Here is a 15,316-nt window from a genome sequence, read left to right as displayed (position 1 = left end):
GTGTCAGGTCCGTCCCTCACTCCCCTGGGCGTCCTTGAGCGCCTGTGACGTACTGGCCCAGCGGGCGCGTACGACCCGGAAACCCGCGCGTTCGGCCGCGGCGCAGACCAGTTCGTCGTCGTCCACCAGCATCCGGATCCCGCGGTTCGCGCTCAGCCGGCGCAGGATCTCCAGCTTGGTCGTACGGGCGGGCCTGCGGTCGCCGTCACGGCGCATCCAGATCCGGCCCTCGGGCAGAGCGTGCTCGGTCAGCCAGGCCGCGGTGTCCGCGCGGCAGCGCTCGGGCCGGCCGGTCAGATACATGACCTCGCACTCCTCGGCCGCCTTCAGCGCCAGCCGTACGCCCTCGGCCAGGGGCGTGTCCTGCCCGGCCGCGGCGAAGAACCCGGACCAGTCGCGGGGCGCGCGCTCCAGGAAGTGCTGGCGGTGGCCGGTCTCGGCGAGGGTTCCGTCCAGATCGAAGACGGCCAGTGGCCTGCTGCTGCGGGGCATGGAGGTCAGCCTATGGTCCCGGGGAATCCTGGCGCGGGCAGGGCGTTGAAAGCTGTGTGAGCACCGCAGCGGGCATTCCGTTCTCCGTACTCGACCGCTCCCGTACCCGGCAGGGCCAGGACGGGCCGACGGCACTGCGCGACACCGTGCGGTTCGCGCGGCGGATCGAGGCGCTCGGCTACCACCGGTTCTGGGTCTCCGAGCACCACAGTGTGCCGGGGGTCGCCGGTTCCGCGCCGACCGTGCTCGCGGCGGCCGTCGCCGCCGCGACCTCGACGGTCCGGGTCGGCACCGGCGGTGTGATGCTCCCCAATCATCAGCCGCTGGTCGTCGCCGAGCAGTTCGGGGTGCTGGAGTCGCTCTTTCCCGGCCGGATCGACATGGGGCTCGGCCGTTCCGTGGGATTCACCGACGGGATACGCGCGGCGCTGGGCCGGGACAAACGGGACGCCGAGGACTTCCCAGGGCAGCTCGCCGAGCTGCTCGGCTACTTCACCGGGACCCAGACCGCCCACCCTCAGGTCCATGCCCGCCCCGCCGAGGGACTGCGGGTGCCCGCGTTCGTCCTGGCCACCGGGAAGGGTGCGCGGGTCGCGGCCGGGGCCGGGCTGCCGCTGGTCATCGCGGCGGTACGGGGCGAGGACGCGATGCTGCGGGCGATCGACGAGTACCGCCGCGACTTCCGCCCGTCCCTCTGGGGCGAACGCCCCTATGTGGTGCTCTCCGGCACGGTCGCGGTCGCGGCCACCACCGAGGAGGCCCGCCGGCTGCTCCTTCCTGAGGCCTGGTCCACGGTGTACTCCCGTACCCGCGGGGTCTTCCCGCCGCTGGTCCCCGTGGACACCGTCCTCGCCACCGCCATGACCGACCGGGAGCGCACCCTGTTCGAGGACGCGTCCCGCGGCCAGCTCCACGGCACGGCGGACGAGGTGGCGGCCGGTCTGGAGAAACTGATCGCGCGCAGCGCCGCCGACGAGTTCCTGGTCACCACGAGCACCTTTGACACCGGGGCCCTTGTGGACTCGTACGAGCGACTGGCGGCCCTGCTGGGGCTCGGGAGCACCGGCACGTGAGGCCCCGCGCGATCGGGTAACGTCGTCGGACCACGCCGACGGTGTTTCCGGCGTCGCGTCAACTGTTCATCGCGGGGGCCTCATTGCACAGGAAAGCGGGAGTCCGGGACACACCCACGGTCAAGGTGCTGTCGATCGGGGTGGGCTCTTTCGACGACGGGGTGGACTGGGACGATCTGGGCTTCGTACGCACACGCGTCGACGACATCAAGGCGGCGTTCGAGCGCTTCGGCGCGGAGGTCGAGGACCATGCCGACCCGACCGAGGAGGAGACCGAGGCCCTGCTGCGGTCCTGGATCATCTCACCCCGGAAACCCGACGCCGATGTGGTCGTCGTCCATCTCATCGGGCACGGCCGTACGGACCGTGCCGGACGGCTGCTCTTCATCCCCCGGGACGGGCGCGAGGTCGACCTGGACCGGTGGATCGCGACCGCGCAGCGCGAGGCCGACCGCGGCGCCCATGCCCAGCGGGTCGTGTTCCTGGTGGACACCTGTGACGCGGGCACCGCGACGGGGCGGCAGTCGCTGACGGATCTCGGTACGGAGCGCGGTGTCTGGTCGCTGGGCGCGGCCGTCAGCGGCTCGCCCACGGAACGTGGCCGCTTCAGCGGATGGATCGCGACGGGGCTGCTGCGGCTCTGGGACAAGGACTTCGCGCTGGAGGCGGACTCACTGGACTTCGCGGAGTTCGTCCGTGAGGTGCTCCAGGTGGTCAGGGCCGAGAGCGACTGGCGCGTCTCGGCCGGGTTCAGTGTGGAACAGGGCGACGGGGAGTGGCCGTTCCTGCCGAACCCCAAGACGTTACGGCTCTCGCAGGAGCAGATCGAGGAGAAGCGGGGGTCGTTCTGGTATGTGACCGGCCAGGATCTCGGCACCCAGATCGCGGCCGGCGAGGAGATCGGTGACGCGGACTACTTCCTGGACCGTGCCTCGGGGCGCGGACTGATCCCCGTCGGCAGGACGTCCGGCTTCTTCTCCGGCCAGGCCGAGCCGCTGGCGGCGTTCCGGAAGTGGCTGGCGGACGACAGCGGTCCACTGCTGATCGTCACGGGAGCGGCGGGCTCGGGGAAGTCGGGGCTGCTGGGCCTGGTCGTCTGCGCGGCCCATCCGCAGCTGCGCCAGCGCTTCCGGCAGGTGTGGGAGAAGGCCGGCGGCGATCTTCCGGAGTCGGCGGACATCATCGCTCTGCATGCCCGGCAGCGGACGGCGCGTCAGGTGACCGAGATGATCGTGTCGCAGGCGGCCCTCGCCCCACCCACGTCCGACGAGCGGGAAGAGGACACCGGGAACGAGGACCGGGAGGAGCGGAACCGCCCGAGCGGCACCCGCTGGACGAGCTCCCTGCTCCGTACGGCCCTGGCCGAGGAGGGGAAGCGGCGGCTGATCGTCATCGACGCGGTGGACGAGAGCACCCAGCCCGACGCGGTGATGGAGCTGATCGCGACCCTGGTCACCCCGTCCGGGGACGACGAGCACCCCGCACTGCCCTGCCGCGTCCTGATCGGCAGCCGCCGTGAGGCGATGGAAGCACTGCCGACCGCGGCGGAGGACCCGTCCCCCGCCGTCCTGCTCGATCTGGACAAGGCCGAGCACACCGTCGTCGAGCGGGACATCCGCCGGTACATCGTCGCGCTGCTGCGGGCGAGCGAGCCCTATGCCACGGGAGCCGCGGCGGGGTATGTGGAGACGATCGCCACCATCGCGGCCAGACGCATCACCGGGCAGCGGCCCCCGGGCGCCTCCTGGGGACCCTTCCTGCTGGCGGGGATGTTCGTGCACTACCTGGTCACCCTGGCGACCCCGCCCCAGAACAAGGCCGACGCGGAAGCCCACGCGTCACGTGCGGCAGGGGATCTTCCGACGATCCTCGAAGCCGTACTGACCGCCCGTGGCGAGGACTTCCCGCTGCTGCGGCCGGTGCTGGCCGCACTGGCCCGGTCCAAGGGCGACGGTATGCCGCTGACGGTCCTGCGCCGGTGCGTGGAGGCGTTCCGTACCGGTGCCCCCGGCACCGGTACGGACGCCGACTTCGCCAAAACCCTCCGCGAGGCCTCGCCCTTCCTGCGGACCGCCAGGGATCCGTCGAGCAAGGTGGCGCTCTACCGGCTCTTCCACCAGGGGCTGACGGACTATCTCCGGGCTCATCCGCGCACCGGTCTGGAACTCGTCGGGGCGGCGGAGAGCACGGCGCTCGAAGGGGAGGTGCTGAACGCGGTCGTCGCGCCGTACACGGGCGCCGCCGAGGGCGAGGATCTGTGGGCGGAGGCGGAGCCCTATGTGCTGCGCCACGCGCTGGAGCATGTCATGGAGGCGGAAGCCCCCCGGCACGCCGAGGCGTTCTTCACGGATCCCTACTTCCTGGTCCGCTTCGACCCGCGGCAGGATCTTCGCGCGCTGGATCTGACCGGCTCGGCGCGCGCGGCCGAGTACCGCCGGCTGCTCGCCATGTCGTGGGCGGCTCATACGCGCTTCACCGCCGCCGCCGACCGGGCGGCGGTGCTGGCCTATGACGCGCACCGGCTGAACCTGCCGGAGCGGCAGGTGGAGTTCGCCGCGGTCGGCCGTTCTCCCTCCGTCTACCGGCACAGCGCCGGCCATCCGGTGATCTGGGCCAGGGGAGGACGTGTCGACACCAGCGCCCGGCTCATCGAGGGCACCGGCGGGATGGTGCAGGACGTGGTGTTCTCCCCCGATGGCGAACTGCTCGCGGCGGCCACGAACCAGGGCGTGGAAATCCGGGACACCAAGGCCTGGCGGCTCGTCACACGCCACTTCGGGAACACCGAGGGCTGGGTCTCCGCCGTCGCCTTCGCTCCCGACGGCAAGCGGCTCGCCTTCAACACAGCCGAGGACGGACAGTGTCTCCGGCTCTGGGACGTGACGGAGCGTGCCCTGCTGGGAGAAGCGTGGCCCGCCCACGGCAAGCGGGTGAACAGCGTGGCCTTCTCCCCCGACGGCCGGCTGCTCGCGGCCGGGAGCGATGACGGCCGGATCTCCGTCTGGGACGTCGATACGGCGCCTCCCGTCGAGATCGCCAGGCTGGAGCACGGAAAAGAGGTACGGGATGTGCTGTTCAGCCCGGACGGGCGGCTCATGGCATCGGCCGGTCGCAACGGACTGGCGCTCTGGGGCACGGACGACTGGCGGAACAAGAAGTGGCTGACGGGCAAGTGGACCAGCGGCGCGGCCTTCTCACCGGACGGATCGCTCCTCGTCGCGCTCAACTCCTCAGGGGACATCGAGTGGTGGTCCTGTGCGACGGAGGAACTGGTGCACACGGTGCCGACCGGCGATGTCGCCGTGTTCGGAGCCCTGTCCTTCTCCCCCGACGGCACGCGCCTCGTCGTCGGCGCGGGCGGTGTGTCCAGTTCCCTGGCCGTGCTCGACGTGACATCGAGGGAGATCGTCCGCCGTCTCCAAGGGCACGGCAGCTATATCCAGAGCGTCACATTCCACCCGGCTTCACCACTCCAGTTCGTGAGCTGCGGCGAGTTCTCCGGCAGCCTGCGCCTGTGGAAAGGGTTCGAGCAGGCCCCCGCGACGGAACCGCTGGCCCACTACGACCGGAAGCTCGTGGCCTGCTCCCCCGACGGCCGGCTGCTCGCCGTCGCGAACAACGACGAGCGGGTGCTCGCTCTGTACGACCCGGCCGGCGGAGAGGCCCTCCCCGGTGTACCGCTGGGACGGCACAAAGTGGCCCAGGTACTCGGATTCTCTCCCGGCGGTGATCTCCTGGTGATGCTCAGCGAGAAGAAGAACCTCCTCGTGGTACGTACCGGAGCGCTCACGCCCCCGGTGATCGAGACCGTACCGATCGGAGAATCGCAGGGGGTGGTGCAGAACTGTGCCTTCTCCCCCGACGGGGGACTGATCGCTCTGGTGATCACCCAGGGGCGCGGCGGGCTCGACCGCAACGCCTCGGTGATCCAGGTCTGGGAGACCCGGGGGCTGCGGCTCACCGGCCGCATTCCGCTTCCCGGACAGCCCGACGGCTTCAGTTTCACCGGCCCCAGCCGTCTGTTCGTCTCCCTCGACGGCGCCATGGCCGTATACGACTGCTCCGGACCCGATGAGGAACCCGTATGACCCGCGTCCTCGGTTTTCACGGCGTACGCAACTACAAGGCCGCCGACACCACCTTCAGACGGGGCGGCGCGCGGCTGACGGCCGACTGGCTGGAGGCCCTCGGGCCCGCCGGGGCGGGGCTCGACCTCCAGCACGCCTACTACGCCGACCTCCTGCGCGACGAGCGCCAGGGCGGCGAGCCGACCGAGGACGAGCTGGCACTCGTCGGCGACTGGGCGGCGGCCTGGGGCGTGGAGCTCGACGGAGTCCAGGGCCGGGCGACCGGCTGGCTGCGCTGGGTGTGCGGACAGATCGCCCAGCGCACCGGTGAACGGCCCGCCGTCGTCGAGCGGACCGTCAAGCTCTTCTTCCCCGAGGTCACCCGCTACTTCGCCACGGGCCGTACGGAGGTGCGCAAGCGGGTACGGGAGGCCCTGCTGCGCCATCGGCCCGAGATCGTCGTCGCGCACTCGCTGGGCAGCGTCGTCGCCTACGAGGCCCTGCACGAGATCGGCACGGAGCTGGAGGTGAGGCTGCTGCTCACCCTCGGGTCCCCGCTGGCGCTGCCGAACGCGGTCTTCCACCGGCTCGCCCCGGGGCTGAGTGAGGGCCGGGGCTCGCGGCCCGCCGGGGTCGGGCGATGGGTGGACATCGCCGACACCGGGGACTTCGTGGCCGTTCCCAAGGGCGAGCTGGCCCGGCTCTTCTCCGGGGTGGAGCAGCGGCCCGACATCACCATCGCGCCCCTGTGGCCGCACTACGCCCACGACTATCTGCGCCATCCCGACGTAGGGCACGTCCTCACGAGCGCTCGCTAGATCCTGTCCGGACAGGGTCTAGATCCTGTCCGCACAGGAACCTAGCGCGCCACTTTCCGCGTGGCGCGCAGCCATTCCTTGTTCATCGCGGCGATCGACGGGAGCGGGATGCCCTTCGGGCAGGCCGTGGCGCATTCACCGGTGAGGGTGCAGCCGCCGAAGCCTTCCTCGTCCATCGTGGCGACCATGTCGAGGACGCGGGTCTCACGTTCGGGCGCGCCCTGGGGCAGGACGTTGAGGTGGTTGACCTTGGCCGAGGTGAAGAGCATCGCGGAGCCGTTGGGGCAGGCCGCGACACAGGCGCCGCAGCCGATGCACTCGGCGTGCTCGAAGGCGAAGTCGGCGTCGGGTTTGGGGACCGGGGTGGCGTGGGCTTCGGGAGCGGCGCCGGTCGGTGCGGTGATGTAGCCGCCCGCGCCGATGATCCGGTCGAACGCCGAGCGGTCCACCACCAGGTCCTTGACCACCGGGAAGGCCCCGGCCCGCCAGGGCTCGACATCGATGGTGTCGCCGTCCTCGAAGTGCCGCATATGGAGCTGGCAGGTGGTGGTGCGTTCGGGGCCGTGGGCGTCGCCGTTGATGACCACACCGCACGCGCCGCAGATGCCCTCGCGGCAGTCGTGGTCGAAGGCGACCGGCTCGTCGCCCTTGAGTATCAGCTCCTCGTTGAGGGTGTCGAGCATCTCCAGGAAGGACATGTCCTCCGAGATGCCGTCGATGCCGTAGGTGACCATGGCACCGGGGGCGTCGGCGTCCGGCTGGCGCCAGACGCGCAGGGTGAGCCTCATGCGTAGCTCCGCTGGGTGGGGTGGACGTACTCGAAGACGAGGTCTTCCTTGTGCAGGACGGGCGCGGTGCCGGGGCCGGTGCTGTGCCCTGCCGTGGGACTGCCCCCGGATCCCCGGAATTCCCAGGCCGCGACATACGCGAACTCCTCGTCGCGGCGCGCCGCCTCACCGCCCTCGGTCTGCGACTCCTCACGGAAGTGACCGCCGCAGGACTCCGCGCGGTGCAGCGCGTCGAGGCACATCAGCTCGGCCAGTTCCAGATAGTCGACGACGCGGTTGGCCTTCTCCAGCGCCTGGTTGAGCTGCTCGCCGGTGCCCGGCACCTTGATCCGCCGCCAGAACTCGTCGCGGATCTGCGGGATCCGGTCCAGCGCCTTGCGCAGGCCCTGTTCGTTGCGCGCCATACCGCAGTGGTCCCAGAGGAGTTCACCGATCTCCTTGTGGAACGAGTCGGGCGTACGGTCGCCGTCGACGGCGAGCAGCAGCCGCAGCCGGTCCTCGGTCTCGGCGACGGCCTCGGCGACCACCGGGTGGGAGTCGTCGATCCGGTCGTGGTGCGGATTGCGGGCGAGATAGTCGTTGATGGTGGACGGCAGGACGAAGTAGCCGTCGGCCAGGCCCTGCATCAGCGCGGACGCGCCGAGCCGGTTGGCGCCGTGGTCGGAGAAGTTGGCCTCGCCGATCGCGAACAGGCCGGGCACGGTGGTCTGGAGGTCGTAGTCGACCCAGAGTCCGCCCATCGTGTAGTGGATCGCCGGATAGATCCGCATCGGCACCTCGTAGGGGTCCTCGGCGGTGATCCGCTCGTACATCTCGAAGAGATTGCCGTACTTCTCCTCGACGGCCTTGCGGCCGAGCCGGGCGATGGCGTCGGCGAAGTCCAGATAGACGCCCTGGGCGCCGGGGCCGACACCGCGCCCCTCGTCGCAGACGTTCTTCGCGGCCCGCGAGGCGATGTCGCGCGGCACGAGATTGCCGAAGGAGGGGTAGATCCGCTCCAGGTAGTAGTCCCGCTCGTCCTCGGGGATCTCGGCCGGCGGGCGCCGGTCCCCGGCCGCGAGGGGCACCCAGATACGCCCGTCGTTGCGCAGCGACTCGCTCATCAGCGTCAGCTTGGACTGGTGCTCACCGGAGCGCGGGATACAGGTGGGGTGGATCTGGGTGAAGCAGGGGTTGGCGAAGAGCGCGCCGCGCCGGTGGGCCCGCCAGATCGCGGTGGCGTTGCTGTTCTTGGCGTTGGTGGACAGGTAGAAGACATTGCCGTATCCGCCGGAGGCGAGGACGACCGCGTCGGCGAAGTAGGTGGAGATCCTGCCGCTGATCAGATCGCGGGCGACGATGCCGCGGGCCCGTCCGTCGACGACGATCAGATCGAGCATCTCGGTGCGCGGACGCATCTCGACGGCGCCCGCGGCTATCTGCCGGGACAGCGCCTGGTAGGCGCCGAGGAGCAGTTGCTGGCCGGTCTGGCCGCGCGCGTAGAACGTACGGGAGACCTGGACGCCGCCGAAGGAGCGGGTGTCGAGGAGTCCGCCGTACTCACGGGCGAAGGGGACGCCCTGGGCGACGCACTGGTCGATGATCTCGACCGAGACCTCGGCGAGCCGGTGGACATTGGACTCACGGGCCCGGAAGTCACCGCCCTTGACGGTGTCGTAGAAGAGCCGCTGGACGGAGTCGCCGTCGTTGCGGTAGTTCTTCGCCGCGTTGATCCCGCCCTGCGCGGCGATGGAGTGGGCACGGCGCGGTGAGTCCTGGTAGCAGAACTGCACCACGTGATAGCCCTGTTCGGCGAGAGTGGCGCCCGCCGCGCCGCCCGCGAGGCCCGTCCCGACGACGATCACGGTGTGCTTGCGGCGGTTGGCGGGGTTCACCAGCTTCGCCTCGAAGCGGCGCCGGTTCCAGCGCTCGGCGACGGGGCCGTCCGGCGCCTTGGTGTCGGCGATCGGCTCGCCGACGGTGTACGCGGTGTGATCGGCGTAGAGAGCGGTCCCGTCCATGCCCTGCTCGTCCCTGTCCATGCCCTGCTCGTCTCTGTCCATGCTCAGCTCACCACTCCGGTCATCACGGCGACGGGTATGGAGACGAATCCCGCGGTCAGCGCGAACGCCAGCACTCCGGCCGAGGTCTTCAGAACGCGTTCACGGGCGGCGCTGCCCACGCCCAGGGTCTGGGCCGCGCTCCAGAAGCCGTGCAGGACGTGCAGGCCGAGCGCGAGCACCGCGACGATGTAGACGACGTTCCCGTACCAGGTGGAGAAGGTGTCCACGACGTTCTGGTACGGATGGCCCGGCTGGAAGCCCCCGGGGTGCGCGGTGCCGGTCGTCAGATCGAGGATGTGCCAGACGATGAACAGGGCGAGGATGATCCCGCCCCAGCGCATGGTGCGGGTGGCGTAGGTGGCACGCGCCCGCTTGTGCGCGTAGCCGACCGGACGGGCCGCGAGATCGCGGCGGCTGAGCTGGTACGCGCAGACCGCGTGCAGCGCCACCGCGGCGACCAGCACCACCCGGAGGATCCAGAGCGCCCACTCGTAGTGCAGGACCGGTTCGCCCAGGGTCCGCAGCCAGTGCGCGTATCCGTTGAACTCCGGCGCCCCGAAGAAGATCTTGAGATTGCCGAGCATATGCGCGACCAGGTAGCCGAGCATGATCAGGCCGCTCACGGCCATGACCGTTTTCTTCCCGATCGTCGATCCCCAGAGGGTGCGGGTCATGGACGGCCGTTGGTCCGTCCCCCGCGTTGCCAGCGCCATGGACAGAACGCTAGGCCGCCCCCTGCCCAGTGGTCCAAGACATGGTCCGGCTGATGTCCATAGCCCCCGCCTATCATGCGATCTACCCTGGCTCTTATGCAGTTCCAGCAGCTTCTCTACTTCGTGGCCGTCGCCGAGACCAGGCACTTCACCCGCGCCGCGGAACGGGTCCATGTGTCGCAGCCCTCCCTCTCCCAGCAGATCAGAGCGCTGGAGAAGGAGCTGGGCGCCGAGCTGTTCAGCCGCGCCCGGGGCAATGTGGCCCTCACCGACGCGGGCGAGGCGCTGCTGCCGCTCGCCCGGCGCATCCTCGCCGACACCGAGACCGCCCGGCACGAGGTGCAGGAGCTGGTGCAGCTCCGGCGCGGCCGGGTCAGGCTCGGGGCGCCGCCGAGCCTGTGCACGGGGCTGCTCCCCGATGTGCTGCGCGCCTTCCACGATCTGCACCCGGGCATCGAGCTGCTGATCGAGGAGAGCGGTTCACACGATCTCGTACGGGAACTGGCCCGGGGGGCGCTGGATCTGGCGCTGGTGGTGATGCCCCTGCCGGCCGCGTCCCCCGCGCTGACCACGGTCGAGCTGCTGCACGAGGATCTGGTGGTGGTCTCGTCGGCCGCCGCCCCGGCCCCGCGCCGCCCGCTCAGGATCGCCGATCTGGAGGGCGAACCGCTGGTGATGTTCCGGCACGGCTACGATCTGCGCGAGCTGACGGTGGCCGCCTGCCGGGCCGCCGGGTTCGAGCCGTCGTTCACCGTGGAGGGCGGCGAGATGGACGCCGTCCTCGGTTTCGTACGGGCCGGTCTCGGTCTGGCGGTCGTACCGAGCATGGTGGCCGGGCGGGCGCGCGATCTACGGGTCACCGCCCTGGCCAGACCGGGACTGCGCCGTACGATCGCGCTCGCCCACCGCAGCGATGTCGCCCCGCCGCGCGCCGCCCGCGAGCTCCAGCGGGTGCTGCTGGCCACCCAGTCCGCGGTCCCGGCGGGAGCCGGGACCGCGGCGGTCGCGAACGGTCAGACCGCGTCCGCGAGCGACAGCTCGTGAAGCTGCTCCGGCGGCCCGGGTCTGGCGTAGTACCAGCCCTGCGCGGTGTCGCAGCCGAGCCGGCGCAGATGCTCCGCCTGCGCCCCGGTCTCCACACCCTCCACCGTGACGGCCAGCTCCAGGCTGTGGGCGAGCGACACGATCCCCTCGACGATCTTCAGATCGACCGGGTCCGCGGGATGCTGCTGCATCCCCTGGGTGAACGAACGGTCCAGCTTGAGCACGCTCACCGGCAGCCGGCGCAGATTGGCCAGGTTCGAGTAGCCGGTCCCGAAGTCGTCGAGCGCGATGTCGACGCCCATCTCGGCGAGCTGGCGCAGCGGCTTGAGCAGATCCTCGTCGGCCCCGATCAGTCCCGATTCGGTGACCTCCAGACAGAGTGAGCCGGGCGGGAGACCGACCCGCTCCAGCACCTCCATCGTGTCGGAGACCAGCCCGGGGTGGTGGAGCTGCGTCGGGGAGAGATTCACATTGATGCGCAGCGGTCCGCCGAGTGTCCCCGCGGGCAGTGTCTGCTGCCAGAACATGGCCTGCCGTACGGACTGTTCCAGCACCCAGCGGCCGAGCGGCACGATCAGTCCGGTGTGCTCGGCGAGCGGGATGAACCGGTCGGGACCGAGCACCCCGTGCTGCGGATGCGACCAGCGCACCAGCGCCTCCGCGCCGTGCACGGAACCGTCGTCGAGATGGACCAGCGGCTGGTACTCGATGAAGAACTCACCGCGCTCCAGGGCCGCCGGCAGCGCCGTGGTCAGCCCGTGCCGGGTGATGGCGCGGGCATCGGCCTCCGCGTCGGCCAGCTCATAGCGGTTGCCGCCCGCGGCCTTGGCCCGGTACATGGTGATGTCCGCGCTGCGCAGCACCTCCGCGGGGCTGTGTTCGGCGGCGAGTCCCTCCACGATGCCGATGCTGCCGCGTACGGTGAACTCCCGGCCGTCGAGCATGATCGGGGTGGCCAGTACACCGAGGATCCGCGAGGCGAGATCGGCCACCCCGCGCTGGGTGTCCGGTCCCGTGGTCAGCGCCACGAACTCGTCGCCGCCGAGCCGGGCCACCATCTCACCCGGCGCGGTGGCGCAGCTCTGGAGCCGGTCCGCGACCTCGACGAGCAGCCGGTCCCCCGAGGCGTGGCCGAGGCTGTCGTTGATCGCCTTGAAGCCGTCGAGATCGAGATAGCAGAGACCGAAGCGCGCGCTCCCCGCGGCGGAGAGGGTCTTGTCGAGACGCTCGAAGAACAGGGTCCGGTTGGGGAGTCCGGTCAGGGCGTCATGGGTGGCCTCGTACCGCAGCCGCAGATTGAGCAGCCGCCGCTCGGTGGTGTCCTCCATCAGCGCGAGCTGGTACTGCGGGGCGCCCTCGGCGTCCCGGAGCAGCGAGACCGTCAGATTGGTCCAGAGCACGGTGCCGTCGTTGCGGAAGAACGGCTTCTCGACCCGGAAGTGCTCACGCTCCCCGCGCACCAGTTCGCCGTACATCCGCCAGACGTGCGGCACGTCCTCGGGGTGGACCCACTCGCTCACGTTCCTGCTGCGGACATGGTGTTCCAGTCCGCCGAACATCTCGGTGAGGGTCTCGTTGACCTCCAGCACATTGCCGTCGAGGTCGGCGATGCCGATACCGACGGCCGCGCCCTCGAACACCGCGCGGAACCGTGTCTCGGTGGCGTGCAGCGCCTCCTCGGCGTGGCCGCGGGCGGCGAGCGCGGAGCGCGCGATGGCCTCCTGCTCGGTGAGGGTGCGCTCACGCAGGGCCTGGGCGAAGCCCGCGGCGAGGGAGTGCTGGAGGCGGGCGCAGCGGGCCCGGCCCTCCTCGACCGGCAGATCGTCCGTACCGCAGTACAGGACCAGATAGTCGTCGATGACCCCCAGCGTCCTGGCGAGGGCCTCGGGGTCGGTGCAGTGCGCGGTGACCAGTTCGGCGCCGACGCGTCCCGCGGGCACGGTGTCGAAGGGGCGGGCGTGCAGCGCGTCCCGCAACTCCCTCGCCAGCGGGATCAGATGTGTCTCGAACTCGGGGCGGGTCAGCGGCGTGGCCGTGGCCGGGAAGATCGCCCGGCTCCAGATGGTCGCGAACCGCCTCAGTCTGTCGTCCAGACCGTCCGGGCCCTCCGGCTGCGACGGCACCATCACGCTTTGCGTCCCACACCGGCGATGCCCGAGTAGGCATACGGATCCTCCTGGGCGGCGGGGCAGTCCGGCCGCCACTGGGGCATGAACACCAGGCCGGGCTCGACCAGTTCGAAGCCGTCGAAGAAGCGGGCGGTCTCCGCTCGGGTCCGTATCACCAGCGGATTGCGGATGTTCCGGTAGACGCCGACCGCGCCGTCCGCCTCCTCGGGGGCGAGCGGCAGACGGTCGTACGAGGCGTGCGTGAGGACGAGCAGACTGCCGGGCGCGAGCGCGTCGCGCAGCTCGGCCACCGACCGGTACGGCTCGTCCTCGTCCTCCAGGAAGTGCAGTACCGCGACGAGCAGCAGCGCCACGGGCCGGTCGAGGTCGAGCAGGTCGAGCGCCTCGGGACTGGAGAGTATCTGACCGGGTTTGCGCAGATCGGCGCTGACGATGGCGGCGTTGGCGTTTCCGTCGAGAACGGCCCGGCTGTGGGCGACGGCGACCGGGTCGTGATCGACATAGAGCACCCGGGCGTCGGGGTTCGCGGCCTGGGCGACTTCATGGACATTGCCGAAGGTGGGAATACCGGAACCGATGTCGAGGAACTGCGAGATGCCTTCGTTCAGGGCGAATTCCACCGCACGGCGCATGAACGCCCGGTTTGCCTTCATGATCTTGGGAAGCCCCGGCATGAACTCCATTGCCCTGCGCGCGGCTTCCCTGTCCACCTCGAAATTGTGCGAACCGCCCAGATAGTAGTCATAAATGCGGGACACGCTCGGCATCGATATGTCGATGCCTCGCGGAGCCCAGGCGGGACGCTCCATCGATGTCTCCAACAAGTCGCCACGGATCGCGGCCATGTACCTGGCCGGTTGTTCGAGCCGAGGCTACTGATCGACCGCCAAGAGGGCGAGCCCAAACGGAAATTAGCGATCCGTTCTTGGTCACACACCGATGGCATGTGCGACCGGTCCGCCGTCACACGGAGGGGCGTGACGGCGGACCGACGGGCCGGAAGCGCGGCGTGGGGACTACTTGGGCGCTCCGACCAGCTTGGCATTCGGGGAAACCGCGAACCAGGTGCCGCCGACGCCCTGACCATTGGTGTCGCCCGGCTTTGTGTCTCCGCTGAAGGTGTAGATCGGCCAGCAGTCGATGCTCTGCTGCTTGATTCCGTCGGGCCTGTCGAAGGTCACGAACCCCTTCTCGATGATGCCTTCGGTGTCATTCTTGTCGACGGGGGCGACAACCGGCCACTTCTCCAGGCAGTCGCCGGTGCAGGCCGACGACATCGGCCACGCGGTGTCCTTCTTGAACCGGTACACCGTCATTCCCTTTGAATCCACCACAATGTCGCCGAGCTTGGGGTCCTTGCGGACGGACAGGCCCGGAAGGTCACCGGCGGTCACACCCGAGCCCGCGGCGCCCGCGGGAGCGGCCTTCTTGCCGTCGGGCGCGGAGGCGAACCAGGTGCCGCCCACTCCCTGGCCGTTGGCGTCGCCGGGGCTGGTGTCCTCGGCGTACCGGTACATCGGCCAGCCGGCGATGGTGAGCTGCTTGGTGCCGTCGGCCCGGGTGACCTCGCCCAGCAGGGAGGGGTCGGTGCCCGGCGCGGCCTTGGCGTCGCCGGCGGCCACCACGGGCCAGGCGGTCGCACAGTCGCCCTCGCAGTTCGACTTGGGCGGGTTGGCCGTGTCCTTGTCGAAGCGGTAGAGCGTGAACCCCTCGCTGTCGGTGACGACCTCGCCGAGTTCCTTGCTGTCCCACACGGCGAGTTGACCGGCCGGCTCGGCCGCCGCCGCGGCGCCCGTGTCGCTGCCGTAGCCGCTGTCCGCGCCGTAACCGGCGTCGGCCGGCTTGGCGGCGCCGACGGACAGTCCGGTCTCGGTGCCCTGGTCCTGACCGCACGCCGTCGTCAGGGCCAGTACGGCCGCCGCGGTCACCGCGAGCGAGGCGTTCCGCCAGGTGTTCATGTCAACTCCTGTTGTTCGTAAGCCAGTTGCTGCGCCTGGGTGCGCCTTTCATGGCCCTAAGTACGGGCCGGGACCACCGCCGCGTTCAACGCGACCCGAAAAAACTTCGGGCGGTCTCGCGACGGCCTTCCGGCGGCCAAACCTCCGGCGGCCAAAAAGCCCCTATCCGGGGGAATCCGAGCAACTTCCGGC

At 70.3% G+C, this 15,316-nt stretch carries 11 protein-coding genes; 4 read left to right on the top strand and 7 right to left on the bottom strand.

Annotated elements, in window-relative coordinates; all coding sequences use genetic code 11:
* Positions 1-3: 3 nt before the first annotated feature.
* Positions 4-492, bottom strand: coding sequence for a phosphatase domain-containing protein (locus ACWGDX_RS07535; RefSeq protein WP_453623166.1), 489 nt, complete (start codon positions 490-492; stop codon positions 4-6).
* A 56-nt stretch (positions 493-548) separates the two neighbouring features.
* On the opposite strand from ACWGDX_RS07535, the gene ACWGDX_RS07530 reads away from it, so the two are divergent.
* The 3 genes from ACWGDX_RS07530 (at position 549) to ACWGDX_RS07520 (ending at position 6,450) form a co-directional block, all read left to right on the top strand.
* Positions 549-1,565 carry an LLM class flavin-dependent oxidoreductase gene (locus ACWGDX_RS07530; RefSeq protein WP_453623164.1) on the top strand — a complete coding sequence of 339 codons (1,017 nt, stop codon included), beginning with the start codon at positions 549-551 and terminating at the stop codon, positions 1,563-1,565.
* Between the two features lie 140 nt (positions 1,566-1,705).
* Positions 1,706-5,653 (top strand): caspase family protein, encoded by a 3,948-nt coding sequence (locus ACWGDX_RS07525; protein ID WP_453623162.1) that lies wholly within the window; start codon positions 1,706-1,708, stop codon positions 5,651-5,653.
* Positions 5,650-6,450, top strand: a complete 801-nt coding sequence (locus ACWGDX_RS07520) for a hypothetical protein (RefSeq protein ID WP_453623160.1) — start codon at positions 5,650-5,652, stop codon at positions 6,448-6,450. Before ACWGDX_RS07525 ends, ACWGDX_RS07520 begins: the two co-directional genes overlap by 4 nt.
* Before the next feature lie 41 nt (positions 6,451-6,491).
* Here ACWGDX_RS07520 and ACWGDX_RS07515 read toward each other — a convergent pair whose 3' ends face one another.
* The 3 genes from ACWGDX_RS07515 to ACWGDX_RS07505 are packed head-to-tail and all read right to left on the bottom strand — an operon-like array spanning position 6,492 to position 9,993.
* Positions 6,492-7,238 carry a succinate dehydrogenase/fumarate reductase iron-sulfur subunit gene (locus tag ACWGDX_RS07515; RefSeq protein ID WP_363081798.1) on the bottom strand — a complete coding sequence of 249 codons (747 nt, stop codon included), beginning with the start codon at positions 7,236-7,238 and terminating at the stop codon, positions 6,492-6,494.
* On the bottom strand, positions 7,235-9,238 hold the full coding sequence (locus ACWGDX_RS07510) for a fumarate reductase/succinate dehydrogenase flavoprotein subunit (protein ID WP_453623325.1): 2,004 nt from the start codon (positions 9,236-9,238) through the stop codon (positions 7,235-7,237). The genes ACWGDX_RS07515 and ACWGDX_RS07510 overlap by 4 nt, the downstream gene beginning before the upstream one ends.
* 44 nt (positions 9,239-9,282) lie before the next feature.
* Entirely contained in the window at positions 9,283-9,993 is a 711-nt protein-coding gene (locus ACWGDX_RS07505; RefSeq protein ID WP_453623158.1) for a succinate dehydrogenase, read from the bottom strand.
* A 96-nt stretch (positions 9,994-10,089) separates the two neighbouring features.
* On the opposite strand from ACWGDX_RS07505, the gene ACWGDX_RS07500 reads away from it, so the two are divergent.
* Positions 10,090-11,037, top strand: coding sequence for a LysR family transcriptional regulator (locus ACWGDX_RS07500; protein ID WP_382857645.1), 948 nt, complete (start codon positions 10,090-10,092; stop codon positions 11,035-11,037).
* On the opposite strand, the gene ACWGDX_RS07495 is transcribed toward ACWGDX_RS07500, so the two are convergent.
* The 3 genes from ACWGDX_RS07495 to ACWGDX_RS07485 form a co-directional block, all read right to left on the bottom strand.
* Complete coding sequence (locus tag ACWGDX_RS07495) at positions 11,007-13,166, bottom strand: putative bifunctional diguanylate cyclase/phosphodiesterase (protein ID WP_453623155.1); 2,160 nt, start codon at positions 13,164-13,166, stop codon at positions 11,007-11,009. The genes ACWGDX_RS07500 and ACWGDX_RS07495 overlap by 31 nt on opposite strands.
* Positions 13,163-13,975: an SAM-dependent methyltransferase gene (locus ACWGDX_RS07490; RefSeq protein ID WP_453623153.1), complete on the bottom strand. Its 813-nt coding sequence runs from the start codon at positions 13,973-13,975 to the stop codon at positions 13,163-13,165. The genes ACWGDX_RS07495 and ACWGDX_RS07490 overlap by 4 nt, the downstream gene beginning before the upstream one ends.
* Before the next feature lie 207 nt (positions 13,976-14,182).
* A complete protein-coding gene (locus ACWGDX_RS07485; protein ID WP_453623151.1) occupies positions 14,183-15,124 on the bottom strand; it encodes an SCO0930 family lipoprotein in 942 nt (313 codons plus the stop codon).
* Positions 15,125-15,316 lie beyond the last annotated feature (192 nt).

The sequence above is a fragment of the Streptomyces sp. NPDC055025 genome (assembly GCF_053608565.1).
The sequence above is the reverse complement of the archived record's forward strand: the minus strand, read 5'-3'. Positions and strand labels throughout refer to the sequence as shown.

Coding starts and splice junctions, on each gene's coding strand:
- ACWGDX_RS07505 (WP_453623158.1), bottom strand. CDS start 9,993: ATGGCGCTGGCAACGCGGGGGACGGACCAACGGCCGTCCATGACCCGC.
- ACWGDX_RS07535 (WP_453623166.1), bottom strand. CDS start 492: ATGCCCCGCAGCAGCAGGCCACTGGCCGTCTTCGATCTGGACGGAACC.
- ACWGDX_RS07520 (WP_453623160.1), top strand. CDS start 5,650: ATGACCCGCGTCCTCGGTTTTCACGGCGTACGCAACTACAAGGCCGCC.
- ACWGDX_RS07490 (WP_453623153.1), bottom strand. CDS start 13,975: ATGGAGCGTCCCGCCTGGGCTCCGCGAGGCATCGACATATCGATGCCG.
- ACWGDX_RS07500 (WP_382857645.1), top strand. CDS start 10,090: ATGCAGTTCCAGCAGCTTCTCTACTTCGTGGCCGTCGCCGAGACCAGG.
- ACWGDX_RS07485 (WP_453623151.1), bottom strand. CDS start 15,124: ATGAACACCTGGCGGAACGCCTCGCTCGCGGTGACCGCGGCGGCCGTA.
- ACWGDX_RS07515 (WP_363081798.1), bottom strand. CDS start 7,238: ATGAGGCTCACCCTGCGCGTCTGGCGCCAGCCGGACGCCGACGCCCCC.
- ACWGDX_RS07510 (WP_453623325.1), bottom strand. CDS start 9,238: ATGGACGGGACCGCTCTCTACGCCGATCACACCGCGTACACCGTCGGC.